General features: G+C 44.5%; 31 protein-coding genes. 5 read left to right on the top strand and 26 right to left on the bottom strand.

Going from position 1 to position 23,951, the window contains the following annotated elements:
- Window position 1: 1 nt before the first annotated feature.
- The 14 genes from GZK95_RS18525 to GZK95_RS18460 all read right to left on the bottom strand — a co-directional run bounded on the left by GZK95_RS18525 (window position 2) and on the right by GZK95_RS18460 (window position 6,674).
- The gene (locus GZK95_RS18525; RefSeq protein WP_075715167.1) at window positions 2-502 is read right to left on the bottom strand and encodes a hypothetical protein; all 501 of its coding nucleotides are present in this window, start codon (window positions 500-502) and stop codon (window positions 2-4) included.
- Window positions 499-864 carry a hypothetical protein gene (locus GZK95_RS18520; RefSeq protein ID WP_075715169.1) on the bottom strand — a complete coding sequence of 122 codons (366 nt, stop codon included), beginning with the start codon at window positions 862-864 and terminating at the stop codon, window positions 499-501. Before GZK95_RS18520 ends, GZK95_RS18525 begins: the two co-directional genes overlap by 4 nt.
- The gene (locus GZK95_RS18515; RefSeq protein ID WP_075715171.1) at window positions 849-1,058 is read right to left on the bottom strand and encodes a hypothetical protein; all 210 of its coding nucleotides are present in this window, start codon (window positions 1,056-1,058) and stop codon (window positions 849-851) included. Before GZK95_RS18515 ends, GZK95_RS18520 begins: the two co-directional genes overlap by 16 nt.
- Complete coding sequence (locus tag GZK95_RS18510) at window positions 1,055-1,225, bottom strand: hypothetical protein (protein ID WP_161987231.1); 171 nt, start codon at window positions 1,223-1,225, stop codon at window positions 1,055-1,057. Before GZK95_RS18510 ends, GZK95_RS18515 begins: the two co-directional genes overlap by 4 nt.
- A gap of 9 nt (window positions 1,226-1,234) precedes the next feature.
- On the bottom strand, window positions 1,235-1,519 hold the full coding sequence (locus tag GZK95_RS18505; RefSeq protein WP_075715173.1) for a hypothetical protein: 285 nt from the start codon (window positions 1,517-1,519) through the stop codon (window positions 1,235-1,237).
- Between the two features lie 9 nt (window positions 1,520-1,528).
- Window positions 1,529-2,425 (bottom strand): major capsid protein P2, encoded by an 897-nt coding sequence (locus GZK95_RS18500; RefSeq protein ID WP_075715175.1) that lies wholly within the window; start codon window positions 2,423-2,425, stop codon window positions 1,529-1,531.
- A gap of 54 nt (window positions 2,426-2,479) precedes the next feature.
- Window positions 2,480-2,656, bottom strand: coding sequence for a hypothetical protein (locus tag GZK95_RS18495; RefSeq protein WP_161987230.1), 177 nt, complete (start codon window positions 2,654-2,656; stop codon window positions 2,480-2,482).
- Window positions 2,657-2,778: 122 nt separating this feature from the next.
- Window positions 2,779-3,540: a P-loop NTPase family protein gene (locus GZK95_RS18490; protein WP_075715177.1), complete on the bottom strand. Its 762-nt coding sequence runs from the start codon at window positions 3,538-3,540 to the stop codon at window positions 2,779-2,781.
- Window positions 3,509-3,991, bottom strand: coding sequence for a hypothetical protein (locus tag GZK95_RS18485; RefSeq protein WP_083626224.1), 483 nt, complete (start codon window positions 3,989-3,991; stop codon window positions 3,509-3,511). The genes GZK95_RS18490 and GZK95_RS18485 overlap by 32 nt, the downstream gene beginning before the upstream one ends.
- Window positions 3,984-4,571 carry a hypothetical protein gene (locus GZK95_RS18480; protein ID WP_075715179.1) on the bottom strand — a complete coding sequence of 196 codons (588 nt, stop codon included), beginning with the start codon at window positions 4,569-4,571 and terminating at the stop codon, window positions 3,984-3,986. The genes GZK95_RS18485 and GZK95_RS18480 overlap by 8 nt, the downstream gene beginning before the upstream one ends.
- On the bottom strand, window positions 4,564-4,875 hold the full coding sequence (locus GZK95_RS18475) for a hypothetical protein (protein WP_075715181.1): 312 nt from the start codon (window positions 4,873-4,875) through the stop codon (window positions 4,564-4,566). The genes GZK95_RS18480 and GZK95_RS18475 overlap by 8 nt, the downstream gene beginning before the upstream one ends.
- A gap of 692 nt (window positions 4,876-5,567) precedes the next feature.
- On the bottom strand, window positions 5,568-6,185 hold the full coding sequence (locus tag GZK95_RS18470; protein ID WP_075715183.1) for a hypothetical protein: 618 nt from the start codon (window positions 6,183-6,185) through the stop codon (window positions 5,568-5,570).
- An 8-nt stretch (window positions 6,186-6,193) separates the two neighbouring features.
- A complete protein-coding gene (locus GZK95_RS18465; RefSeq protein ID WP_075715185.1) occupies window positions 6,194-6,469 on the bottom strand; it encodes a hypothetical protein in 276 nt (91 codons plus the stop codon).
- Window positions 6,459-6,674: a hypothetical protein gene (locus tag GZK95_RS18460; RefSeq protein ID WP_075715188.1), complete on the bottom strand. Its 216-nt coding sequence runs from the start codon at window positions 6,672-6,674 to the stop codon at window positions 6,459-6,461. Before GZK95_RS18460 ends, GZK95_RS18465 begins: the two co-directional genes overlap by 11 nt.
- Window positions 6,675-6,789: 115 nt before the next feature.
- On the opposite strand from GZK95_RS18460, the gene GZK95_RS18455 reads away from it, so the two are divergent.
- A complete protein-coding gene (locus GZK95_RS18455) occupies window positions 6,790-7,134 on the top strand; it encodes a hypothetical protein (RefSeq protein WP_075715191.1) in 345 nt (114 codons plus the stop codon).
- Between the two features lie 277 nt (window positions 7,135-7,411).
- Here the strand turns inward: GZK95_RS18455 and GZK95_RS18450 are convergent, their stop codons facing one another.
- The 3 genes from GZK95_RS18450 to GZK95_RS18440 form a co-directional block, all read right to left on the bottom strand.
- Entirely contained in the window at window positions 7,412-8,587 is a 1,176-nt protein-coding gene (locus GZK95_RS18450; protein WP_075715193.1) for an iron-containing alcohol dehydrogenase, read from the bottom strand.
- Between the two features lie 181 nt (window positions 8,588-8,768).
- Window positions 8,769-9,080 carry a stress response translation initiation inhibitor YciH gene (gene yciH, locus GZK95_RS18445; protein ID WP_075710803.1) on the bottom strand — a complete coding sequence of 104 codons (312 nt, stop codon included), beginning with the start codon at window positions 9,078-9,080 and terminating at the stop codon, window positions 8,769-8,771.
- A gap of 2 nt (window positions 9,081-9,082) precedes the next feature.
- Window positions 9,083-9,457, bottom strand: coding sequence for a DUF3319 domain-containing protein (locus tag GZK95_RS18440; protein WP_075715195.1), 375 nt, complete (start codon window positions 9,455-9,457; stop codon window positions 9,083-9,085).
- A gap of 99 nt (window positions 9,458-9,556) precedes the next feature.
- Between GZK95_RS18440 and GZK95_RS18435 the strand changes: the two genes are divergently transcribed.
- A complete protein-coding gene (locus GZK95_RS18435; RefSeq protein ID WP_075715197.1) occupies window positions 9,557-10,516 on the top strand; it encodes a tyrosine-type recombinase/integrase in 960 nt (319 codons plus the stop codon).
- On the opposite strand, the gene GZK95_RS18430 is transcribed toward GZK95_RS18435, so the two are convergent.
- Window positions 10,513-11,505 (bottom strand): D-alanine--D-alanine ligase, encoded by a 993-nt coding sequence (locus tag GZK95_RS18430; protein WP_075715199.1) that lies wholly within the window; start codon window positions 11,503-11,505, stop codon window positions 10,513-10,515. The genes GZK95_RS18435 and GZK95_RS18430 overlap by 4 nt on opposite strands.
- A gap of 261 nt (window positions 11,506-11,766) precedes the next feature.
- Window positions 11,767-12,279: an SPOR domain-containing protein gene (locus tag GZK95_RS18425; RefSeq protein WP_075715201.1), complete on the bottom strand. Its 513-nt coding sequence runs from the start codon at window positions 12,277-12,279 to the stop codon at window positions 11,767-11,769.
- A 215-nt stretch (window positions 12,280-12,494) separates the two neighbouring features.
- Here GZK95_RS18425 and GZK95_RS18420 point away from each other — a divergent pair, with 215 nt between their 5' ends.
- A complete protein-coding gene (locus GZK95_RS18420; RefSeq protein ID WP_075715203.1) occupies window positions 12,495-15,179 on the top strand; it encodes a bifunctional acetate--CoA ligase family protein/GNAT family N-acetyltransferase in 2,685 nt (894 codons plus the stop codon).
- Between the two features lie 57 nt (window positions 15,180-15,236).
- On the opposite strand, the gene GZK95_RS18415 is transcribed toward GZK95_RS18420, so the two are convergent.
- The 5 genes from GZK95_RS18415 to GZK95_RS18395 all read right to left on the bottom strand — a co-directional run bounded on the left by GZK95_RS18415 (window position 15,237) and on the right by GZK95_RS18395 (window position 19,316).
- Window positions 15,237-16,130, bottom strand: coding sequence for a LysR family transcriptional regulator (locus GZK95_RS18415; protein WP_075715205.1), 894 nt, complete (start codon window positions 16,128-16,130; stop codon window positions 15,237-15,239).
- A 447-nt stretch (window positions 16,131-16,577) separates the two neighbouring features.
- The gene (locus GZK95_RS18410) at window positions 16,578-16,829 is read right to left on the bottom strand and encodes a hypothetical protein (RefSeq protein WP_075710789.1); all 252 of its coding nucleotides are present in this window, start codon (window positions 16,827-16,829) and stop codon (window positions 16,578-16,580) included.
- Window positions 16,830-16,834: 5 nt separating this feature from the next.
- Window positions 16,835-18,529, bottom strand: a complete 1,695-nt coding sequence (locus GZK95_RS18405; RefSeq protein ID WP_075710787.1) for an SgrR family transcriptional regulator — start codon at window positions 18,527-18,529, stop codon at window positions 16,835-16,837.
- A gap of 67 nt (window positions 18,530-18,596) precedes the next feature.
- Window positions 18,597-18,830, bottom strand: a complete 234-nt coding sequence (locus GZK95_RS18400; protein WP_075710785.1) for a DUF3389 domain-containing protein — start codon at window positions 18,828-18,830, stop codon at window positions 18,597-18,599.
- Between the two features lie 18 nt (window positions 18,831-18,848).
- Entirely contained in the window at window positions 18,849-19,316 is a 468-nt protein-coding gene (locus GZK95_RS18395; RefSeq protein ID WP_075715207.1) for a hotdog fold thioesterase, read from the bottom strand.
- A gap of 83 nt (window positions 19,317-19,399) precedes the next feature.
- Between GZK95_RS18395 and GZK95_RS18390 the strand changes: the two genes are divergently transcribed.
- Window positions 19,400-20,188 (top strand): M48 family metallopeptidase, encoded by a 789-nt coding sequence (locus tag GZK95_RS18390; RefSeq protein WP_075710781.1) that lies wholly within the window; start codon window positions 19,400-19,402, stop codon window positions 20,186-20,188.
- 61 nt (window positions 20,189-20,249) lie between these two features.
- On the opposite strand, the gene GZK95_RS18385 is transcribed toward GZK95_RS18390, so the two are convergent.
- The gene (locus GZK95_RS18385; RefSeq protein WP_171972108.1) at window positions 20,250-21,332 is read right to left on the bottom strand and encodes a site-2 protease family protein; all 1,083 of its coding nucleotides are present in this window, start codon (window positions 21,330-21,332) and stop codon (window positions 20,250-20,252) included.
- A 263-nt stretch (window positions 21,333-21,595) separates the two neighbouring features.
- Between GZK95_RS18385 and GZK95_RS18380 the strand changes: the two genes are divergently transcribed.
- The gene (locus tag GZK95_RS18380; RefSeq protein WP_075710777.1) at window positions 21,596-22,153 is read left to right on the top strand and encodes a PhnA domain-containing protein; all 558 of its coding nucleotides are present in this window, start codon (window positions 21,596-21,598) and stop codon (window positions 22,151-22,153) included.
- A gap of 62 nt (window positions 22,154-22,215) precedes the next feature.
- Here GZK95_RS18380 and GZK95_RS18375 read toward each other — a convergent pair whose 3' ends face one another.
- Window positions 22,216-23,769, bottom strand: a complete 1,554-nt coding sequence (locus GZK95_RS18375) for a methyl-accepting chemotaxis protein (protein WP_075715209.1) — start codon at window positions 23,767-23,769, stop codon at window positions 22,216-22,218.
- Window positions 23,770-23,951 lie beyond the last annotated feature (182 nt).

Raw genomic sequence — 23,951 nt, 5'->3', positions numbered from 1 at the left:
TTTACTTACCTTTAAACACAATAATTAGGACCAGGATTAAAATGACTGAGCTGATACTGATATAGAGATATTTTTGATTATCCAAAATATCGGCAGCGCCGCCTGAGTTGTCATTTCTAATCGTCTTCTGGATACCTTCCAGCAGCTTATAATTGTTGCTAGCTTGAGAGCCTTGCAGCCCTGCAAGCGCATCTAATGAGCGATTGTTTTGCTCTTGGAATCGTTCTAAAGCGGCGCTTATCACTTGCTTATTGGTATCAAACGCTTCCTCGCTCAGTTCGTCATACTTATCAATAGCGTGCTTGGTGATGTCTTTATTAGCCTCTAACGCTTCTTGCGTGGTGCTTTTAGCCACATCGATGGCATTGTCGACACTGTCGAACGCCTCACCTGCTATACCGTCCGCAAAATCAAAGCTGGCCTTTATTGCGCCGCCGTCAAGCACATTATTGATATTGGTGTTGCTTACATTGCTACTTTGTGAGCTTCTAGAACGACTCATATCACAGCCCCCAAATCAACACGATAAGCGCCAGTATCGAAACCCTCCCCCTTGATTTCTACCGGACGAAATCGACGCCAAAAACGCACAATCGCTTTTTCATCATCCGCCACATGAAAGCGCATGGTTGTTGCGCCTGCTCGTTTTGCCGTGAGTAAAATTTCCTTCACATGCGAATGAATACCGGTGCCCAATGTCGCCATCCAAACCAGCTCTTTCCCTTCGCCACGAATGACGATGTAAAGCGAACCAAATCGCCATACCTCGCCAAGCGTTGTAAGCTCTTTGATAATGGCAGGGGTAAACCCTGCCTTTTCAAATTTGGCGATAAGCTCATGAGTCCAGACTATTTTTTGAGCCATAACACCCCCAAAACCAAAGCCACTAATAGCACCGCATAAACGGCGTAATTGCTGCCACTAGAGCCTTGATTGTTATTAAACGTGACGCTGCCACCCGTTCGACCGCCAGCAAAGTCGCCATTTTTGGCGCTTGAGGTGCCGCCTGTTATACCGCCGCCACCCGTGGAAACGCCGCCACCAATACCCGGCATCATTTCAGCCACCCTTGACGCCATGCGACAAATAAAAGCACCAACACCACGCCAATTGCGAGATAAGGCGAACGGCCTCCTTCGCCACCCGTAGCTGAATCAACGACTTCTTTTGTCCACCATGCGCCACCAATGCCACCGACAAGAAAAGGAATTAACATAAAAGGCATAAATCCCCCTTACTTAAAGGCAAAGATGATGAGTACCACGATAAGGAGCAACACACCGCCACCTATGGCGTACATTTCCATGCGTTGGCGGGCTTCTGCCTTTTGCTCTTCAAGTTCGCGGCGATTCACTTCTGCAATGCGTGCTTGCTGAGAAGCTGTGGCATTATCATTAACGGAGCGCTTGGCATTGGCTTGCGCCTCTTCGTTTGATAAATAGGCTTTACCAAGGTCAGAGCTTTTTTCTAATAGGTTGTCAAAAAAGCCGTCCCAGTACCCTTTTTGCGCTTCTGCCATAAGCCCCCCTTAAAGCTGCGGCAACTGTTCAATCTCGATAAAATCGTTATACACATCGATTTCACCGGGTGTGCGTTTGGTGATGAGTAGCTTCAAGCTGTTTCGTGCAACCGGAATAAACGCTTGCTCGTTTGCAAAGCCTGTCTCAACAAATGGCAACCAAACCCCTTTTGCTGGCGCTTTCATGTCACCAAAGCGAGCCATTTCAAATTTGAGATCTTCAACACTCGACTCCCAAATGATCTCGTTATCACGGCGAATCGCTATGTGGGTAATATCGTCGTTTTGAGTTTCAAGCAGCATTGAGCGAAGACGGACGTTTGCGCCGACAAGCGGGAATTCGTGAGCCTGTTCGCCTGTTTGCGTTTGAGTGATCGAGGTTTGGGTGTAACGTTGCTGGAAAAAACGCTCCGGCTGATAGTCAACCACGCGAGCTTTAGCGCTAAACTCTGGGAAATCAGGGTCACCCTCTTCTTTGCTTTTCACCGCTACTTTCAGTGTCAGTAACTCACCTTCAAGGTGAACCAGCTCACCACGGCGAATGCCTGCCAAAGTACGCAATGTTTCGTCTGCAAACGGAATGACCAATCGTGTTTTGGTTGCGTTCGCTACGCCTTTTGCCATGACTGGTAAGTTTTTCTTGGTGTCATTCTTATGAAACCAAATCGCGTCGATACCGATGAACTCTTTGCCATTGCGTTCAAATGACACACGGCCTAGGCGTTCAATCGGTAGGTCTGTTTGCACTTCAAGAGACGCAAAGGCGTATAGGTCTTTGATGTCTAGAATTGCGTGCTTACTGAAAGGCGAACCAGACCGAAATGGGTCCAACTCAATAGGGCGTACATTAAACGGCCCTTTTACTACTGAGATGTACGCTGCTTGTTGTGCTGCTGTAACTGCCATAATTTTTTTACCTTCTACTGGTTTTGATAAACGGGAATAAACGCTATGGCGTTATTATTTCAAGCCGACTTTGTCTTTCACGGGCTTTAATGCATCAACGTTTGACAGCGCATACATCACGATAAGCATCACCACGACTGCGACCGAAATCATTTGCCATTGTTTTTTGGTTAAACCAAACATATTTTCGATTCCTTTACTGATTAATAAATCAAATAAGATTGTTGACATAACACCTCACCGTTATTGGTTAAGGCTTAATTAGGAGTTCATATCAAAAAGGAAATCGAGCGATGATAGAAGAAGGTTTAACCTATAGGTTAAGCGGGTAACCTATAGGTTAGATTGAGGGGTTAACGAGCGTATTTTTGCCCCGTGACACAATGAAAAGCGGCTTTTTGGGCTTGTCCAATATCATCGCTAATCAAATATTCGGCGATAGGTTTACCTATCAATTTCATGTTTTGCTTAGCGCTTATCAACGAGGCGAGCAAACGCTCATCGATATCACGCTGATTTACCATCCAATTAATATCGCGCCCTGAGTTGAGCTTACCAATCCACCATGTATCGGATTGGTCGGTCACGGTCTTGGGTACCTCTTGCGGTTTTTGAAACAAAGTGTGTACGACAATGCCGAACTGGCGACCACCCCGAAGCAGTTCGCCCGGCTTGCCTTGCAGTTTTCCCGCCGTATCGATGCAAGAAGCTAACTCTTCAATCACCGTGTGAAGCTCACAGGAGCGCCCATTACCTACAGACCACACCGCAGCACTAAAAAACTCCAATTCCTCCGCACAAGCGCCCTGAAGCGGCAAATAAGCGAGCTTAAACGGCTTACCTTGCTTTCTAGCTGTTACGAGTGACTTAACAAACAGCATCCGTGATGATGTGCCGACCACGAGCTGTCCTTTGAGTTTTTTCCCCACATACCCCGAATACGGGTCAAAAATCACGACTTGAGATTTCTTGGGGATGGTATCCATATGAAAAATTGCGGAGGTCTTGCCCCCGCCCGTACCCGCCACATAAATCGTATGTTTTGGGTCTAGTGACGCATTTGAGTTAACCGGATTGGGGAACCTAAGCGGCGACGGCTTCGCTTTCTTTGCCATTGGCGAGCGCCTCCTGTTTTTGCTTCGCTATGGTTTGGCGTGCACTGAAGAGAAGACCAAGCACAGCGATAACTAGTGTTGCCTCTTCGATGTAATTACCAAACATACTCATTGCGTTGTATTTATTGAGTACGGGCGCCGCGGCTTGGATAACGCTCTCTTTGCCTTTTTCGTCAAAATGAAATTCAATGCCAGCGGCTAAGCTTGTGACTTGCTCTAAGATCACAAACACGACACTCCCTAACGCCTGCATTGAATCCTCTGTCACGTTGTTATACGTCACTTTCTCACTCGCTGCGCTTGGTGCTTCGTCGTCGCTTTCTGTTTGCTGCTCTTCGGTTTTAAGTTGGTTAAACACGCTTGAGAAGTCACCCCAATCATCACCGTTTGAATCAACCGTTACGCTTTCGGTTACCTCGGTTAGTTCTTCGGTTTCATTCAGTTTAGGCATGGTCGGTACTCTCTTTGTTTTCGGTTACACCTTCGGTTTTCGGCATTAGCTGACGGATAGCCCAAACCAAGAAGAACAACATTAGCAGCACCATCCCTGTTTTTTTGAGCCACGGTTTCGACTCGTTGGCCATGGTGTTCGGCTTTTCGGTTTCCTTAGCGCTTGAAACCTTATCGTTATTGGCTTTAGTCGCTATTTCGGTAACCGAATCAGTAGCGCTTATCGCCTCGATTAGCTCACCTTCTTGTTCGGTTAACTCTTCGGTTACCAGCGTTGCATTCTCGGTTAGTTTTTCTGGTTGGTTTTCGGTTACTTCCGGTTGAACTTCGGTTTGGCCTACCGTAGGCAAATCGGATTCATGTTCGACAACATGCTGGTCTATGTAACTTGAACCGCTTTTACTGATAGCGCTATTTCCGCAGTCTGGGCAGCGGTAATACTTAAGACCGATGTTTCGACTGTTTTTTGGTGGTTCGCCTGTTTCGATTAACTGGCCTTCGCCAACTTGGTGAACAGTAGACGCCTTTTGGCAAACTGGGCAACGTATAAAGCCACGAACGGGATTCGGATATTTAGCCATGATTCACCACCTCAGCGGCTCCCAATGTCGCTAAATCAGCGTCAAGGCGTTCACGTAGTTTTTTACGTGCAACGGCGTTCAGGCTCTCATAGGCTTCAAGTTGCTGTATTAGATTCGAGGGTAATCCGATTTTCTCGAGCGAGAACTTACCTGACATAATCATAGGTAACGCCCGTTTAATGATGGATTGCACATCGACGTCTTTCATTTTGGCGACTTCGGCGTTAATGGCCTCTGCTAGTGCATCAGTTTGCTCCAGCGCTTTAATATCACGCTGGATAGATTCTTTATTGAAGTGTTTCATTGCGTTCCCCTGTCTCACGACGTTGGTTTAAATGAATTATTAGAAAGGAATACCCCTGTTTCACAACGTTGGTAGTGTTGGTTAAGTAACCAACAATGCCATTTTAGCGCTAACTAATGTATGTGTCACTAATTTAGCTATTACTAATTATTGTATTAAGCGCTGAGAATCGCTCTAAAGCGCTATAGCCAATATTTGCCCCCTTACCTTGCTAGGCCGTGGCGAAGCCACATATAACGGCGTTGAGACGTAAGCGCATACAGCGTTTATCGCCATGCTATCTATGTCGAGTGTCTAAGGCATCAGCTAGCTTCAGCTAGCTCGATATGCCGCTTCATTAACTTATCCCCGTTTTTACGGGGATTAATACACTTATTCTTTTTTATTTATATTCAGGCTTTAGACTGATGGTGTGTAAATACTTAGATCAACACCTTGGAGTACTTTCGAGAGCGAACGGCTTGTTATACATGTAGTTATCCACAGTCGGTTAAAAAAGGATCAAATGTGAAAGTTGATAAGATCAAAAACTGAACAACGGTAGCTATTGCTAAATTAGCTTGCATAACCAATTTAAAAGTGAATTAGTTTTTTACGAATTGTTACGTCTAAATTATATACACACAAGTCACGCGATAACGCCGAAAGCCCCAGTTAAGGGGCTTTTTTATCTCTTCGGTTTTGGGTTTGGTCTAGTAAGGTATGTCGGCGCAGCGCTTGCGGTTTTTGTAGTCTTTAAAATACGCTTCCCAGCTTACAGTCAGCGTCTTTTTGATTTTGCGGAGCATTGATATAGGGGTCAGTAAATAACCCACAGGAAGAGACATAGATTTTGATTTATCGACAATCTTAGTAATAGCCGCGTTCTTTGCTTCTTCTTTGGCTTTCGTTAAGCCTAGATCATCAAAGTATTTTTGAGTAACACGTTTGATTGAGGCTAGGCAAACCCACTCGCCATTCTCGTACTCTTTGGGTTGATCTGATGTCACCCACTCTCGAGATTCAGCAAAGATTTTACATTGCTTAACGCGCCATTCTGGCACGCCCATTTTATCGGCAATATAAGCCCACGTTCTAACAAGAAAACCTGATCGAGTATCTACGCCTATTTTGTTGGTGATGAAATCCATTTCGGAGATCATCACATCCATAAACTTTGCCACATCGAGCAAGAGAGACATACGCACAGCGCAACCACGGTCAGAAAGCGCAAATGCGCTTGCTGACGGGCATTTAATAACGTTGTCCCAGTGCAAGCGGTTTAGCTTGGCTAGGCCTCGGTTACTGCGTTGTAGATTGCGTTTAGTCATTGCTTGTTCTATTTCTCGAATTTATCTAATAGTTCGTTGGCTTCTTTGAAAAAGGGATTAATTTTTTCGTTCTCACTTTCGATTGATAATCCATCTAAAAATGTACTCAATGATTGGCTATGATCGATTCTCATCTCTTTATCTATAGTGAAGATACTCAATCGGCTAACGTGACCACCGAAATCTATGTAGATGGCAGTGTCTGTTGTGCTTGTAATTTCTAGCGCACGACGGAACAGCGCACACGCTTTGTCGATATGTTCTTGGCTGTACTTAGTTTTCATTAGTCGTAAACCCCACTTCTTTGTAAATCTTCTCAAGTTGGTTCTTCGATACCTCGGCCATTCCGCAAAGTTTGCCGTTGTTGAACAACTTAAGCTCTCCTGCGTTATTTGTGCGAGTCACTGAATCGAACACGATAGACATATCGTTTGATGCAGAAGATAAGCACCAAAGGCCGGAGTATTCTAAAAACGAGATTGTTTTCATTTCCCTAAAACTCCATGCACAAATGAGGCTTGCATACTAAAACGTACACAAACTTACGTATACCCCTATGTATACCGACCTTTTTCGTTATTCAATAATGCTTGAGGAGGTCTGCATGATTACTTCAATTGATATTTTAAATAAGCTAAGTGTCAGATATAACGTAAGTACTTATAGAGAACTAGCTTGTTTAATGGGCATTAGCCACGGTTTGATATTGAGATATAAAAAAGGAGAATCTTTGTCTATTAGTAATGCACTTAGATTTGCAGATGAGCTCGGATTAGATAAGTATCATGTCCTTATAGGTAATCTATGCGAAAAAAGCCTTATACCTCAAGAAGCTAAGGAGATGTTGGCAGCAACGATAGGCGAGGATTTGAGGCTAAAACCCGACAAAATTACTACTCTTTTGAGGGACTCTAACAAAGAGGAAACAACGCAAACGGATTCGGTATGAAATGTGCATTTTGCACAGCCGTGCACAGGGGCTTTTTAGTCCCTATCTCATTGTAGTTATTGGATTTTTTGAAATGTTAACGTAGTACGAATTGTCTATCTTATGTTAAATATAATCCACATTAGTTTAAGGTGTATTCTGGTTGGTATGTCTACTCTCTTGTGCTTTGCCTGTAATACTTAACATAACTGATTTACCATAAAGTACTTAATATACAACCTAATCATCGTTGATTGATTTGGTTGTATATTGCTTGCGATTTCTTAACGCATTTTATTTAGTGATATTCTGAAACGAGCAACTTTCTTAGGATTGCCTCACACTGGCTGACGCTCATTTCGATTGGCACAGGATATTCGCCAAACGCTTCTTTAATCGAAGACTTTGCGAGTTCGTTGATATCGTCAGCTTTGAGCATCGGTAGATTTAAAGGAACCGAAAGCGCCTTAAGTAAGGTGTCTATTCGTTTGATAAGTTGATCGCTGTTTTGGTAGCTTAAGTCGTGTGCCAATTTTGTCAGCCTTGGGCACTGATTATCGCGGTAGAACTTAAGCACGTGAGTCAAAACTATTGCGTTCGCCCTGCCGTGTGGAACGTGATACGTAGCGCCAAGTTGATGTGCAATGGCGTGAACGTAACCAACATAAGTACGAGTAAACGCGAGACCTGCTTGATAACTGGCAATCGCCATTTGCTCCCTCGCAACTTGATCCGTCCCCTTGTTAGCGGCAAGCTCTAAGTAGCTAAATATGCGAGCAATTGAATCTAGTGACAATTTTCGGGTATATGATGTTGAATAGAAGCTTAGATATGACTCTATTGCGTGTGTCAAAGCATCAATGCCTGTCTCGGCTGTCATATTGGTTGGAAGTCCCACCATCAGTTGCGCGTCAACTAAGGCAATTTTAGGTACGATAAATGGATCTGTAATCACGCGTTTTTTACGCTTCTCGGTGTCACTTAAAACCGCTGCGACTGTTCCTTCTGAACCTGTTCCCGCGGTAGTTGGAATTGCGATAACAGGCATTAGACGTCGGCGTACAGTCAGCAACCCCGGCAACTTAGCAATATCTTTATTGGTTTTTATACAGGCTGTAATGGCTTTTGCGCAATCAATAACGGAACCACCACCTAACGCGATTACAGAGTCTCTAGCATGCTGTTTGTATAGTGCAACGCCCCTTCGAACCGTTAAAAAACCAGGATCGGGTTCAACGTCTTTAAATATACAGGGCTGAATATTGCTTTGGTGCAACGGGTTCAACAGGCGATCTAATAAGCCGATTTGAACAATGTTACTGTCGGTGACGATTAATGGTTTAGTTACTCCAAGTTCGCGGCAAACATTCGCAATCTCGGATATTTTCCCCCAACCAATAATTGCCTTGGGTTCTGGCACCGGCACCGCTTTAATAAATGGTTGTTTAAGTCGTACTAGACATTGATGCAGCACAGTTTGCTCCCTATACGATACTTCCTTTTATACACGCTAACCCTAAGGTGCTTGAGTATATAATAAAAATGAAATAGCGAGGTTGGCAAAAACTGGTCCAATAAGATGAGATGTAGAGCGCTATATTTCAGCCGTTTAAGATCACAAAGAGCGCTTTAAAGCGCTCTTTCACTGGGTTGAATTAACCGCCAGCTAGCTTAACTGTATGGCCTTTTTTCTCAAGGTGAGCTTTGATTTTATCTCGAGCATCACCTTGAATTTCGATCGTGCCATCCTTCACTGCACCGCCACATCCACAGACTTTTTTGAGTTCTGCTGCGATCAGTTTTAGTTGCACGTCATCCATATCTAGACCTGTGATAATGCTAACGCCCTTACCTTTTCGGCCTTTAGTTTGCTTTTGGATACGAACAATACCGTCGCCTTTTGGGCGTGTTGGCTTTTCTTCTTCCTGCTTAATGCGACCGACTTCGGTCGAATATACTAATGTCATGACTATTTCTTTTGTTGCTCAGCTCGCTTTTTGGCGACAAGATAACCTTCAATGTGTTTTTGAATGGCCAATTTTCCGCCTTTGATAAGCTTTCCATTAAAAAAACAATACCAAGCGTTTGGTTCGCCAGTATCGTTTTTAATGATATAGCCATTAAAGTTTTCTTGCACTGCTTTTGATGAGCCTTCTCTTGTTTTTGCAAGGGAAGCAAACTCTTTCGGATCTATTAAGGTGGCAGAATCACAGAACCAGTCGATACTCTTCTTGAGCGCCGCCATCTGTCCTTGTAATACACGGTTTTTTATTTGGACTTGCCAAATCTCAGTTGTTGAGCCAACTGATTTCAATTCGAATCCTCGATATGTTGCAACAGCCATACTTATTGTTCTTTTCATCAGTGTTACTAGTAATCATAATTGTAAAATACTGTTAAGCAAGTATATTTGTCACGATACTTTACTAAATGGTGATTCTGTTTGAAAAATAACGTACCGATAGTGACAGATTTAGAAAAAATTCAGCACTATAGCCGCCAATTTTCTCAATCTGTAGAGACCGATCAGGTCAATGAGCTTACGGGGCACGCCTATTCCTCGAGCTCTTTGCTGGCGTTAACCAAAGATTGGAACTTGTTTGTTGAGTTTTGTCATGAGAAAGGCGTGACGATGCTGCCAGCTTCAAGTACTGCGGTGCGTATGTATGTAGAGAAAGCCTCATTAAAGCGTAAATACGCGACGATTAAACGTTACATTGTCACTATATCTGTCATTCATCGTGTGCTGAGTTATCCTGACCCAACCAAAAACAGCCGAGTTCAAACTGCGTTGGCGGCAATACGTCTTGATAAGAAAGGTGATGCTCATTCGACCAATGCGTTTACTCGTGAGCATCTCGATACGTTACATCAAGTATTATTGCATTCGCCTTCGATAAAGGATTGGCGAGACTTAGCGCTCTACCACGTGATGTTCGAAGGGGTACTGAAGCGATTTGAATTGAAACAGTTAAGCTTCAACCACCTGATCATTAATGATGATTATATTGCTCTTATGGTGGGAAACGAGGAAATCACCTTATCTCGCGCGGCAAGCCTAGCACTTTATCGTTGGTTAAATGTTCGTGGCAATGAGGGAGAGTTTGTGTTTACAGCCATTGATAGACACGGGAATCTTAGTTACGAGCCACTTAATGACTCTTCTATCTACCGTATTCTTAAGAATGCTAGCGAACGTCTTGGCCTAAGTTATCACTTTTCTGGGCAGTCTTTGCGTGTTGGTGCTGTGCAAGATCTTGCTAAGCAAGGTGTGAAAATTCGTGATATTCAATATGCGGGACGCTGGTTAAGTCCTGCCATGCCTTATCAATACGTAGGCAATGAGGCACGAGCAGAACTTGAGAAAATGCGCTACTTATCATTCACGCATATCGAGCGCTAAATCGATGATTTTACGCAATCGGCAAGAAACTCGTGGAACTTGTGTCCATGGTTCTCAAGCATTTTAGGGAACATCGAAATTGGCGTCATTCCTGGGAAGGTGTTCACCTCATTGAGGTAAATATCACCTTCTGGTGTTAAGAAGAAGTCGATACGCGAAAGGTGGCGTAATTTCATCTGCTTAAACACTTTCTCAGCATTAACTCGAATGGTTTCAACCTGCTCTTGAGTCAGATTCTGCGCCACAATATCCGTTGTTGAGTGACTATCAGAAGCATATTTCTCTTCGTAGCTGTAGAACGTATCTTCAGGTGCTTTCACTTCACCTGGTAAGGTAAGGATTAGCTCGCCTTGGTATTCGTATGCGGCAACTTCGAGTTCACGCGGTTTAACGGCTTTCTCTACTAATACTTGGTTAGAGAAGGTAAACGCATCATCAATGGCTTGTTGTAGCTGCTCAATTGACGTGACCTTGTAACATCCTACCGATGAGCCCTGACATGCTGCTTTGACAAACACACTTCCCCACTCTTTCATCGCATTTGCAGTGCGTTGGAAGGCTTCAGGGCTATTCTCTGAAAGGAATAAATATGGCGTATTTGGAATACCGAGTGCGTCATACCAAAGCTTTGAGGTGATTTTATTGAAACTATTTGTGCTGGCTTCAGCACGGCAGCCTAGATAAGGAATCCCCGATAGCTCAAGTAAGGATTGAATATCGCCTGTTTCTCCAGGGAAACCGTGAATACATGGAATGACAAAATCTATATGTAGGCTGTTGCCACCGAAGTTGAGCTGGCCTGAGTTAGTATCAAGGAGCGCGAGTTCACCTTGTTCCGTGAACCAACCCTCTTTCTTCATTTCTACACGAATAACATCAAAGTCAGGAGTAAGACGAAGTTGTGATTGCAGATAGTTGGCGGAAACTAATGATACTTCGTGCTCTGATGAGCCGCCGCCGCATAGAAGAAGAATAGATGTTGTTTTCATTAAAAATCTTTCCGTGATGCCTAAAAGCTAGTGAGGCGATATGATAATAAAATCACGTTAAAGATACACGCCATAAGCTCTACTTTTCTTTTCGTTTTGCTCTGACAGACGAAAAAATGAGCCTTGTTCGCACGCACGATTGACGCATGACATGGCTATATGGGCCGAGAACTTGAATGCAATACGAATAAGAGTGCGTGGATATGACATTAACGTGTTGGCGTTAGGATAAAAAAAGGGGCTCGCGCCCCCTTCTTAAAGTTAGTTCAGCTTATTGAGCGTTGGGTATGGAGAGTTCTTGATTGTATCAATGCTCTTCACAAATGGTTTTAGCGCTTGGAACTCACTAGGAAGACGTGAGATCGCTTTTTTAGCATCTGCTTGTGTGGCGTAGTCTCCGTAAAGAACTGTGTACCATTTGGTACCATTCACAACTTTGTAGTTCTCCCAAATCGGCTGACCGTTATTTGGTAATTGACGCGCAAAATGGTCTACCTTGGTTTGAGAGCCAACAGCAACTACTTGGATAGTGTAACCATAACGTGCCATTTGAGCATTTTGCTGTTTGTTAGACGGCGGAATAATGGTCACAGCTGGTTTGTTCTGAGCTGGTGTTGTCACCACCTCTTCAACGACCGTTTCAGTTACAGGTTGCTCAACTTGTGCAACTTTGTAATCTTCGCGGTAACTTTCTGAACTCACATCAGTCGTGTACTGACTTGAAACACAAGCAGACAGTAATACGGACAAACCAACGATTGCTATTTTTTTCATGGAATCTTTAAGCCCTAGATAGAAATTACATTAAATCATGCCGTTAGAAGGCGGCAGAATCAAGCCAACAAAGCTATTATATTACGAGACTCTGTGACTTGTAACACAAAGTAATCAAAGCTTAGGTTGATCTGATTAAAACTCCATCAAATTATTCTGCCGTATCCAATTATCTCCGTTACGATATAGTAAATAACACGTTAGGAAGATGATGTATGAGCAATCTGAACCACCTGCTGAAACCAAGCTCTATTGCCGTGATTGGCGCTTCTATACAGCCAATGCGCGCAGGCAATATTGTTATGAAAAATTTGTTACTTGGCGGATTTGAAGGCGCAATCATGCCTGTGACACCAAAGTACAAATCTGTTGCAGGTGTGCTTGCTTATCGTGATATTGATTCTCTCCCTATCGTGCCGGATGTTGCAATTCTTTGTACGCATGCAAGCCGCAATATTGAGCTGTTCAATCAGTTGGCAGCCAAAGGGGTTAAATCCGTCATTGTGTTGTCTGCTGACATGCATGAAGCCAGCAGCACAGGAGAAACCATTCAAGAGCTATGCGTCGGCATCGCTCAAGCTTCTGGAATTCGTCTTCTTGGGCCTAATAGTCTTGGCATCATGTTACCTTGGTTGAAGTTTAACGCTTCTTTTTCACCAGTGAGCCCGAAAAAAGGCAAGATTGCTTTTATCTCTCAATCTGCGGCGATGTGCACCACAATTCTCGATTGGGCCAATGATAAGAATATTGGCTTTTCTGCGTTTATCTCTCTGGGCAACGCGATTGATGTCGATTTTGCAGATCTTTTGGATCATCTCAGTACAGACAGTCACACTGAAGCGATCCTTCTTTACGTTGATTCGATTAAAGATGCGCGACGATTTATGTCTGCAGCGCGAGGGGCTTCTCGAAATCGACGTATCCTCGTTCTCAAAGGGGGAAAAACGGTTGAAGGACGTAGAGCCGCAAAAGCACATACCGGTGGAAGCGATACATTAGATATCATTTATGATTCCGCGATTCGCCGTACAGGGATGTTAAGAGTACAAAACTCTCACGAGTTATTCGCAGCGGTAGAAACTCTGACTCACTCAGTGCCACTAAGGGGTGAAAGGCTCGCGATAATTACTAATGGTGGTGGGCCGGCGATAATGGCTGTCGATACTTTGCTAGATCGAGGCGGTAAATTAGCCAGTTTAGATGACTACACCATGTCTAAACTCGACAAAATACTCCCAAGTAGTTGGAGCCGCAGTAACCCGATCGATATGGTGGGTGACGCGAGCGCCAAGCGTTATATTGATACACTCAATAGTTTAATGGACAGTGACTGTTGTGATGCGATTTTGATCATGCATAGCCCTTCAGCGATTGCTCATTCCGAAGATACGGCGCGTGCTATCGTTGACGCTGTAAAAGCACATCCTCGGCATCGCCGTTTTAATATTTTAACCAATTGGTCTGGCGAACTGACGGCTCGCCCCGCTCGCTCCATTTTTACTGAGGCTGGTATCCCGACTTACCGCACCGCAGAGAGCGCCGTCGTGGCGTTCATGCATTTGGTCGAATACCGCCGAAATCAAAAACAGTTAATGGAAACCCCAACAACGGCTGAACCTGTTCATGTGAGTGAAGTGACTAGCGCCAACCAATGGTTGACGAGGCAGTTAGCCGATCAAGAGTCAATTAACCTCGATACTCATCAAATTGGTCCATTTCTTAAGTACTTTAAGTTTGACGTATTACCGACATGGATAGCCAGTGATGCAAGCGAAGCTGTGCATGTGGCAAGTGAAATTGGTTATCCAGTGGCGGTGAAACTGCGTTCACCGGATATCGCGCACAAATCGGACGTGCAAGGTGTGATGCTGAATTTGCGCAATAGTGCTGAAGTTGCCAGTGCGGCACAAGCGATCCTCGATCGAACCCAACTCTCCTACCCGTCGGCCAATATCCATGGTTTGTTGGTGCAAGGAATGGCAAAACTTGCCGGAGGAGAAGAGCTACGAATTAAAGTTAAGTATGATGAGACCTTCGGTCCGGTGATATTGCTTGGTCAAGGTGGCTCGGAATGGGACGAAAACATTGATGCCGCTTCGGCTTTGCCTCCACTGAACATGACACTTGCGCGTTATCTAATCGTGCGAGCGATCAAAGGGGGCAAAATACGGCTACAAAAACTTCCCGAGCCAATTGATATAGATGGCTTGTCTGAAGTGTTAGTTAAAATCTCTCAGATTGTTGTTGATTGTCCGCAAGTTCATGAACTGGATATTCATCCAGTACTCGCGAATGGTCGCCAATTTTCGATTCTCGATGCGGATATGACGCTTAAGCAATATCAAGGTGACGCCCAGCGCAGACTGGCGATTAGACCCTATCCGGTTGAGTATGAGGAGCAAAGCATGCTCAAAGATGGCAGTAATATATTGCTGCGCCCTATACTGCCGGAAGATGAGCCGCTACACGCTGCGTTTATCCATGGTGTCTCACGAGATGATCTTTATAAACGATTCTTCTCTGAGGTCGGCGAGTTTAATCATGAAGCTCTCGCAAAACTGACCCAAATTGATTACGACAGAGAGATGGCGTTTGTTGCGGTATATAATGTAGGTAATCGCCAAGAAATTATTGGCGTCAGCCGTGCATTGATCAATCACGACAATAGTGACGCTGAATTTGCAGTGTTGATACGCTCTGACTTAAAAGGCAAAGGCTTGGGTAAAATTCTCATGACGAAAGTCATCGATTACTGTCGCAACAAAGGAACGCTTCGTATGTCAGGTATTACCATGCCAAGCAATAGAGGTATGTTGATGCTAGCGCAAAGCCTTGGTTTTAAAACCGATATCCAGTTCGAAGATGGTACAGCTGATATGGTATTACCCTTACAAGAGTAAGTTAGTAGCCAACGCTTGAACTGTTTGTGTTTTCTTATTCAGTTCAAGCGTAATCAATCATCCAGAGTTTTGCTGCCAATGTTTCTTTAAGTATTGGATACACCAAGATTTTGCTTCACCAATTTGATTGCGCTTCCACGCCATAATGACTTCAATTTTGGATAGCTGAGTACCGTCAATTTGGCTTAACTTTCCCTGTTCAATCAGAGGTTTTGCTGCTGACAAAGGTAAGGTGCCAATCCCCAACCCTGCGACTAATGCGTCAACCTTTGCCGCTAAATTACTCACTGTTAGGCGGGGCTGTCGCTGCAAGACATTAACCGACATAGCCGGCTGTTCTCTTGCAGTATCAGCAATGGCAATCACTCGGTACTTCTCTCTTGCTTGTTCATTGAACTCACCGACACGTCGGTGAACATAATGATTCGTTGCTGCCACCCATATCATATCGATATGCCCTATTGTCTCTGACTTTACATCAAGAGGCAGAGAATCTAACTTGGGGCAAACGAGCAGATCAGCCCGACCTTCTTCCAACGTTTCCCAGCAGCCAGCGAGGATCTCTTCTTGAAGGCGAACGCGAGTCGAACTCACGTTGCCAAGTGCTTCAACTAACGGAAACAGGTGGTTGACTTGAACAATGCCATCAAACGCGATGGTAATGTCTAATTCCCATCCGTTGGCTAACACACTGGCATCATTGACTAATTTTTCTGTCGCGGTGAGCAATGTGCGTCCTCTTTCAAGGATCAACTTGCCGGCTTCGGTGAATACCGCTTTGTGACCAGAGCGATCAAATATGGTGATGTCGAGGTCTTGTTCGAGCTTTTGGATTTGGTAGCTAAGAGATGATGGTGCTCTGTCGAGCTCGTTCGCTGCTGCTGCGAAACTTCCCCGTCGGTCAATTGCATCGAGAATGTGTAATGCTTCAAGCGTTATGGGACTATGCACGAGAGACTTCCTGCCAAGTTGCACTAGGTAATAGCTACACCTTAACACTGCCTAGTCGAAGGAGAAAGCATCGTAACCCTTTCTCGGCGTCAAAAAAGACAAAAGCCAGCAAAATGCCGGCCTCTCTGTCATTTCATTCAGAAAAGTATAAAAAAATGGGTTGAATGAATGATTATTTTGAGTTTGCCATCTCTTTTTTAACCATAACAGCTGCTGCTACGATGAAAGCGATGATTAGCCCTAGTTCCATACCTTACCCCTACTCAACAAAATTTGCGATTCAAAATTAATGGATTTCCCGAGTATTCTAACAGTTTTTTTCGAACATTAAATCGATTCACAAAAAGATTTAATGTTTTGTGAGTAATGTTACATAAAGCAGTAAACAGGCGCTTGATTGTGCGATTTTATAAGAGAACCAACAAGTTAATTGCCAATAAAGCAGCATTATTTGCTAATGACCTTACCACCTATCATTTTGTATGCTGGGGTGCCACGCACAAGAGTGTCTCTGGCAAACTCTTTGCCACACTTTGGACATATACAGGGCGTTGTCGTGTTGTCTTCGACGATGCGTTCCTTAAAACATTTCACTAACGCCCCTTTTCCGCCTTTGCGGTACTTAAAAAGCTGAAATTTACAATTTGCACAATAAATTTCAACGGTCTTACTGGGCTGTTTTTTGTTAGGTTTCGCCACGCAAATTATCTCTCATTTGATGGTTTTACCCACACTTTACTAAAATCAAACCACCCTAGCGCATTGCACTTAGCATTTTGCAACGAGCCACATTGATCTTGATTCACCCCCAACCAACAGTGAAACATCGGCACTAACTGAAGGTTGTCAGCTAGGGCTTTACCTATTTCATGGGCAGGAAACGCGGCGTCTTCTTGGGCTTGCCAACCAGTAATCACTTCAACCAGTCGAGTAAAATCAGCAGGACGGCTCATCATTTCAATATCGCTAAAGTCCATCAACCAACCCACAATCGCGTCTTCCCGATGGTTCGCGATACTCATTGGCTTTAACCAAATGTCCACTTCACTTGTATTGGGCACGTCAAGATCGTAAGTGTGTAGCATCACTTCAAGTCCATCTTGCTTGAGCAGATTTTCCAGCGCTTTGGCGAGGGCGGGAAACATAGGATGCTTGTCATAGTATGCGATATTAATGGTGCGGTAGCTCGGTGGCGGAGCGTAGTGGGCTTGGCGAGTATGATGATACCAACCCGGCTTTAATCCATGTGCAGGTAACGCACCAAGCTCAATAATTTTATCTTGTGGGAGTTGATTGAACACATTTAAGGATGAGAGGCGCTGAGTAAAGTACATCGCCCAATCATCCGATTTCGCCAGCCCATCATATCGATTAAGTAATAAGTAAGTACAACCTGGATCCAGTTTGACATCATCGCTGACTACCGCTGACTGCGGAGCGATGGGTTTAGAAAGACTTGGGAAGACCATCGAGGAATGTAAGTCATCAATCATCCAAACTTCTACGCTGTCAATCAGCGGTCGAAAACCGAAATAGCCATCGAAGGCGTGAAGGACTAATCGTTTCTCATCATTTTGTGCCACGCGATAAGGACCGGTTCCGATGGGAAACTGGTCATATTCATCACTGCGACTTGCGCTTGGTAACAGTATTTTGGCACAAGACTCCGCCAGTAAGATGGGCAGGTGATAATCGCTACGGCTTAGATGAAGATCTACCACGTTTTTTTGTGCTGTCGTGACTTTTTCTACGTGAGCAAACAGCTTACGTTGGCGAAGCCCAACGAGGCTTTCGACAATCGCATCAGTAGTCAAAAGATCACCATTGTGAAAACGCACCGAGGGACGAATATAAAAACGCCAATGCGTCGGCGTGAGCATTTCCCATGTATGCGCCAAATCAGGCTTTAATTCTTCGTTTTCATCAAGTTTAGTCAGTCCGCTAAAGAGTTGACGAACAATATGTCGCTCTGAACGGCGGATGTTATCCAGCGGGTTAAGGGTGAGCAAAGGGCGATAATAAGGTAAACGAACCACTTGCCGCCCTTCTTGTTGTTGCACGCCAAGATAACTCTCAACCACCTGAGCCAGTTTCGCTGTATCTTGGTCGAGTACTTTTAAGGCATGCCCTATTTTTCCCTCTTCGAGATAGCGTCTTGCGAGGTTTTCACTCACATCCGCACGGCTGCGGCGGAAGTTTAGTTGTGACAGTTTTCCTCGCCCAGGAGACGGGTGCCATTCAATCCAGCCCTCTTCTTCCATCTTATTTAACACGATCCGTGCGTTGCGGCGCGTGCAGCAAAGAATGTCGGTGATTTCTTCCAGTTGGACACCACAGTTCGTACCATCATAATGTTCGAACAAGGTTTCGAATTGGACTCTAAGACGGGGGCTACTCATAAAGAGGAAAACTCACATTGGGAAATGACAACCCATTTTCCTCATTTATCTGGACGTAATCAAGCGGTTACTCTATTGCAATCCCGATTTGTGCAGCCAGGTCAAGCAGTTGTTGTTCATTATCAAGTTTGATAGACCACTTCGCTTCGCTGCAGTTTGCTGTGACAACATTGGCACCGCGACCAATCAACTGAATGGCATCAGTCTGGGCTTGCAAAGTGATCATCTGAGTCCCTTGGATTTTAATCACCACTTCGTGCGGCGTAGCGATAATTTTTCCGATTGAAAATTCAATTACCATGGTGCGGATTCTTCTCTTTTACTCTGAAGTCATTTGACTGGCTGTCATAGGGTTACTTCTCGCGGCTCGATGCTTTTTTACTGCAATAGTTAGGCGACTGGTGCAAACAAGACGATCACGCTCATCGGTGATGTTAATTTGCCAAACCTGAGTAGAAACCCCTAAGTGAATTGGCGTGGCCTTGCCTGTGACGGTTCCTGAACGCATCGCTCTTACATGATTTGCGTTGATATCTAAGCCCACACAGTAACTGTCCTCCGCTACACAGAAATTTGCCGCCACAGACCCCAGTGTTTCTGCCAATACCACGGAAGCACCGCCATGCAGCATCCCTAGTGGTTGATGAGTGAAGTGGCAAACTGGCATGGTCGCACAGATATAGTCATCGCCAAGCTGACTATACTTAATGTGTAAATGCTCTATCAGTGTGTTTTGTGACGTTTGATTAAGTCGGTCTAGGTTGATGTCGCGTTTCCAAATTTTCATCTTGATATCCGCTTACGTAGGTTACTGATATTGTAACCTAATGTTATGATTAGCCAATATAGAGAAATTACATGGAGAGTACTATGTCATGGTTTAAGTGGAGTGCACTAGCTCTCGCTGTTGGTCTTACAGCTTGCAGTTCGTCTCCTACTGGACGAAATCAGTTGTTGCTCTTTTCTGATTCCGATATGAGTAACTTAGGAGCTCAGTCTTTCGAGCAGATGAAGCAGCAACAGAAAGTCAGTACCGATGCGAAGTTAAATCGCTATGTCCAATGCGTCGCCTCTGCGGTGACGCAACAGGTACCAAAGCAACCGACTTTTGAGCAGTGGGAAGTCGTGGTGTTTGATAGTGAACAAGTCAATGCTTTTGCCCTACCCGGGGGTAAAATTGGCGTATACACCGGCCTTTTGAACGTGGCAAAAAACCAAGATCAATTGGCGACAGTCATTGGTCATGAAATTGCCCACGTGTTAGCTGATCATAGTAACGAGCGTTTGTCACAAACCCAACTCGCCAATGCTGGACTGCAAATAACTAACGCTGCACTGGGGGCATCTGAATACGCACAATACCGAAATGTCACCATGAGTGCGTTGGGGTTGGGTGTGCAGGTGGGAGTTTTATTACCTTATGGGCGAACTCAAGAATCTGAAGCCGATATTGTTGGCTTAGAGCTAATGGCACGCGCAGGGTTTGACCCTCGGCAAAGTATCGCATTGTGGCAAAATATGGCGAAAGCATCCAAAGGGCAACAACCGCCAGAGTTACTCTCAACTCACCCTTCTCATGGAACCCGCATTGAAGATTTAACGGCAACTATGCGTAAGTTGCCAAGCTATGGAGCGCAAAAGCCTAACTGCAAAGTATAAGGTTAATTGTAGTTAAAATAGAAAAGGAGCGCCGTTGAACGCTCCTTTTTTATGCAGCTGGCTAGGTGCCCAGAATTTGCAGTGGTAATTGCAATAGAGCATCACCTGATTGCGCAAAGTACCATAGGATTCCGATGAGCCCTGACACTAATGCTATATACCAGATACCCGCGACGACTTGACCATAGCGATCCAACGGTAGTAAGTGGCTAGCATGTCGATATCGCCACTCAAGCAAAATCTCTAACATACCCATAATCAATAGAAAGCCAAGCAAGCTAAGGCCAAGTGTGTAACTTAATGCGATACCCGCGACAGCCGCTGCGGTACATAGTACTAGCCCCATAACGCTGTTCATTGAAAAACTGATGCTTTTCAGAATATGACCACCGTCGAGTGGCAATATTGGCAGTAAGTTAAACAAGTTGAGAAACGCGTTGAAGGCGGCAAGTCCAGCAAAGAATATTTCGCCGGTAAGCCAGTAGATAAGCACAAGTATCACTGATAGGACGAAGCCAAACATGGGGCCCATGATAGAGATAACTACATCTTGCCAGCGCGTGTTAATCTTCTCATCAGAAAGCGCAAGCCCGCCTAGAAATGGGATCAAGTAAATCCCTTTAGTCTTCATACCAAAATACTTCATTGCTCTGACATGGCCGTACTCATGCACCACTAAACAAGCAATCAAGGCAAGCGCAAACTGAAATGAAAACAACCATGAATAAGCAGCTAAGCTCGCTGAAGCAAGAACGACTTTAATCAGTTTGGCACTTTTGAGCATTTTCATACCCAAAGAAACAAGACCAATCAAACTAAAACGACGCTCCGCTTTGGGCGGATTAATCGGCGTTTGCTGTTCGATATCCTTGGGATTTCGTTGCCCTTGCTCAAGCACGTCACCATTTAATTTGGCTGTGTAAGATAAGGCAAAAGGCTGCCAAATTAAGGCAATCTCCAATTCACAAAGTAAGGTTTCTTCACCTTTTTGTAATTGAAAGCGGTGTGAGGTGGTTTCACCACGTTCTGAGTCTGCTACGACTTGCGACACGACCTGATTGTCCCAATACAGTTCTTGCCAACCAGCCATACTCCCTTCAAGGCGTAGAGGGCGGCCGAGAAAATCAATCGACAGAAGTTCCACTGTTAACCTATTAATTTGCTATAACAACGCTAGCGATTATGCCGTGCAGCACTAAAGAGGTAAAGTAAATGCAACGTCATGTTACAATGTCACACAGCATAAGTTATTGAGATGTCAGTGAGTGTTGTTTATTTGGACGAAAAACGCGATGGAAAATCAGTTTACACCAGTTAATCCTTTGCTTTACCGAATACCCCTTTTAATTAGTCGGATAAAGTGCATAATAGCCACCGTTATTAATCCCGACTATATGTGAGTCCATTATGTCTATTGAAGCTACAATGCTACAACGTTGCGAATCTAAGTGTGAATTATGTGCTGCTGAAGCACCTCTTACTGCTTATGCGGTACCACCGCACAGCCACGTAACTGTGGATTACGGCATCATGGTATGTGACAAATGTCTGGGCGAAATTGATGAACCAAAAGACATTAACCACTGGCGTTGTCTAAACGACAGCATGTGGAGTCAAGTAGTACCAGTTCAAGTTACTGCATGGCGTCAGCTTACTCGCCTTAACAGCGAGAGCTGGGCACAAGATGCACTTGATATGATGTACATGGAAGAAGAAACCAAAAACTGGGCAATGATCGGTATGTCTGCTGATGATAAGCCTCTTGATTGCAACGGCGTTGAATTGAAAAAAGGTGACGACGTAACAGTAATCAAAGACCTTCCAATCAAAGGCTCAACTCAAGTGATCAAGCAAGGTACAGTTATCCGTGGTATTGGTCTTACTGATGATCCTACACACATCTCAGGTAAGGTTAACGGCGGCCAATCTATGTACGTGATCGCTGAATACTGCCGTAAGAAGTAATTCTTCACATCCGAAAGAAAAGCACCCATGTGGTGCTTTTCTTTTATCTGCCTTATAAAGGCTTAACTCGCGATCTTCTCAATCACTAGCTTAAGCTCATTGGTGCTCTGTTGAACTTGGCTGTTCATTTGATTGGTTTGTGTCATCAACTCGTACGAATCCGCATACTTCAAATTGATTGATTGGATGTTTTCGTTGATTTCATCGGAAACGTGTACTTGCTCTTCAATTGCCACCGCGATTTGTTGATTGCGGTCAACAACGTCTTGCACCAACTCCTCTAAGCGTTGAATTTTGTCTTGCGCTTGAGTAATAGACTCAACGGTGCGGCTGGATTTCTCATTGCCTTTTATCAAGGCATCAACCGCAGAGTTACTACCTACTTGAATGTTCTCAATGGCAGATTTAATCTCAGTCGTTGATTCTTGAGTACGTTGCGCTAGCGTGCGAACTTCATCAGCAACCACGGCAAAACCTCGTCCTTGTTCGCCGGCCCTTGCCGCTTCAATCGCGGCGTTTAATGCAAGTAAGTTAGTTTGCTCTGCAATGTCATTAATCACCTCTACGACTGAACCGATTTGATTGGTTTGCTGGTTTAGTTCGGTCACCGTGTTGGAAATGGCTTGTAGCTCGTTAACCAACTCAAGTACGGAGTGATTGACGTCATCAATGACAGCACGACTTTCCGTCATAGTATTTTCGGCTTTGAGTGTCGCGTCTGCGGTTGCTTGCGCATTTTGCGATATTTCTGCCGATGCCGCTTGCATCTCATTAACTGATGTCGCCACGACGTCAATCTCGATTTTCTGCTCACTGAGGTTTTGTGTTACCTGTTCACTGTTTGCGGCTGCATTGTCGGCATTTGCACGCGTTTCGTGGCAAGAGTCCATGACAGAAATCCCAACGCGCCCAAGTAGTGCGTTAGCGTATTGCTTGCGCATCTTCATTCCGAGTTCTATTTCGGCAAGATCATTCACACGTCCGCAGTATATATACTCCATCAAAGGGTTATTGAAATCTTTTTTGGCGTCTTGAGCGATACGTTCAAGGGGACGTGTAAGTGCATAGATGGAAGCGATAGAGCCTAGCCCGATTGTTAGACTTGCAAGAAGTGGAGAATACCCAAGCGTAAGTTGCCATAATCCGGCGAGCATAAACAAGGTAATAAAGAACGCGCTGCGCATCCAAAGTCGTGTCCGAGGCATAAGGATCGATAACGGTCTCTTATCTTGCCTCAACTTTGCATACACCTTTTCAGCGCGTTTAACGTGAATTCGTTCCGGTTTAAAACGAACCGATTGGAACTCAACAATCTCTCCATTATGTAGAATGGGTGACGCAAAGGCATCAACCCAGTAGTAGCCCCCACCCTTGCGTTGATTCTTCACCATGCCCATCCAATGTTTACCGGATTGCAGATGACTCCAAAGATCTTTAAATGCGGCTTTAGGCATGTCTCGATGTCTGACGATATTGTGCGGTTGGCCCTTCAATTCGCCATCTTTGTAACCAGCAACTTCGCTAAAGTGTTGACTGGCATATTTGATATAACTGGAGGGATCAGTAATTGAGATTAGATTGTAGCTAGAGGGATAATCGTATTCCATTTCACTCATATCGTTTCCTTACCTAGAGCCAATGTTCATGTGCAACTACGCACTTAAATATCACCTCTAAAGATAGAGCAAAATAGTAGTAAAGTGTGATGGACGCCTTAATTAATTTGATTGATTACCGATAAGTACATAGTTTATCGGGATTTATTCCATAAAAAAACGCCAGTATAGTACTGACGTTT

The organism is Vibrio panuliri (assembly GCF_009938205.1).
GTDB lineage: Bacteria > Pseudomonadota > Gammaproteobacteria > Enterobacterales > Vibrionaceae > Vibrio > Vibrio panuliri.
This window is presented reverse-complemented; position numbering and strand designations above follow the sequence as displayed.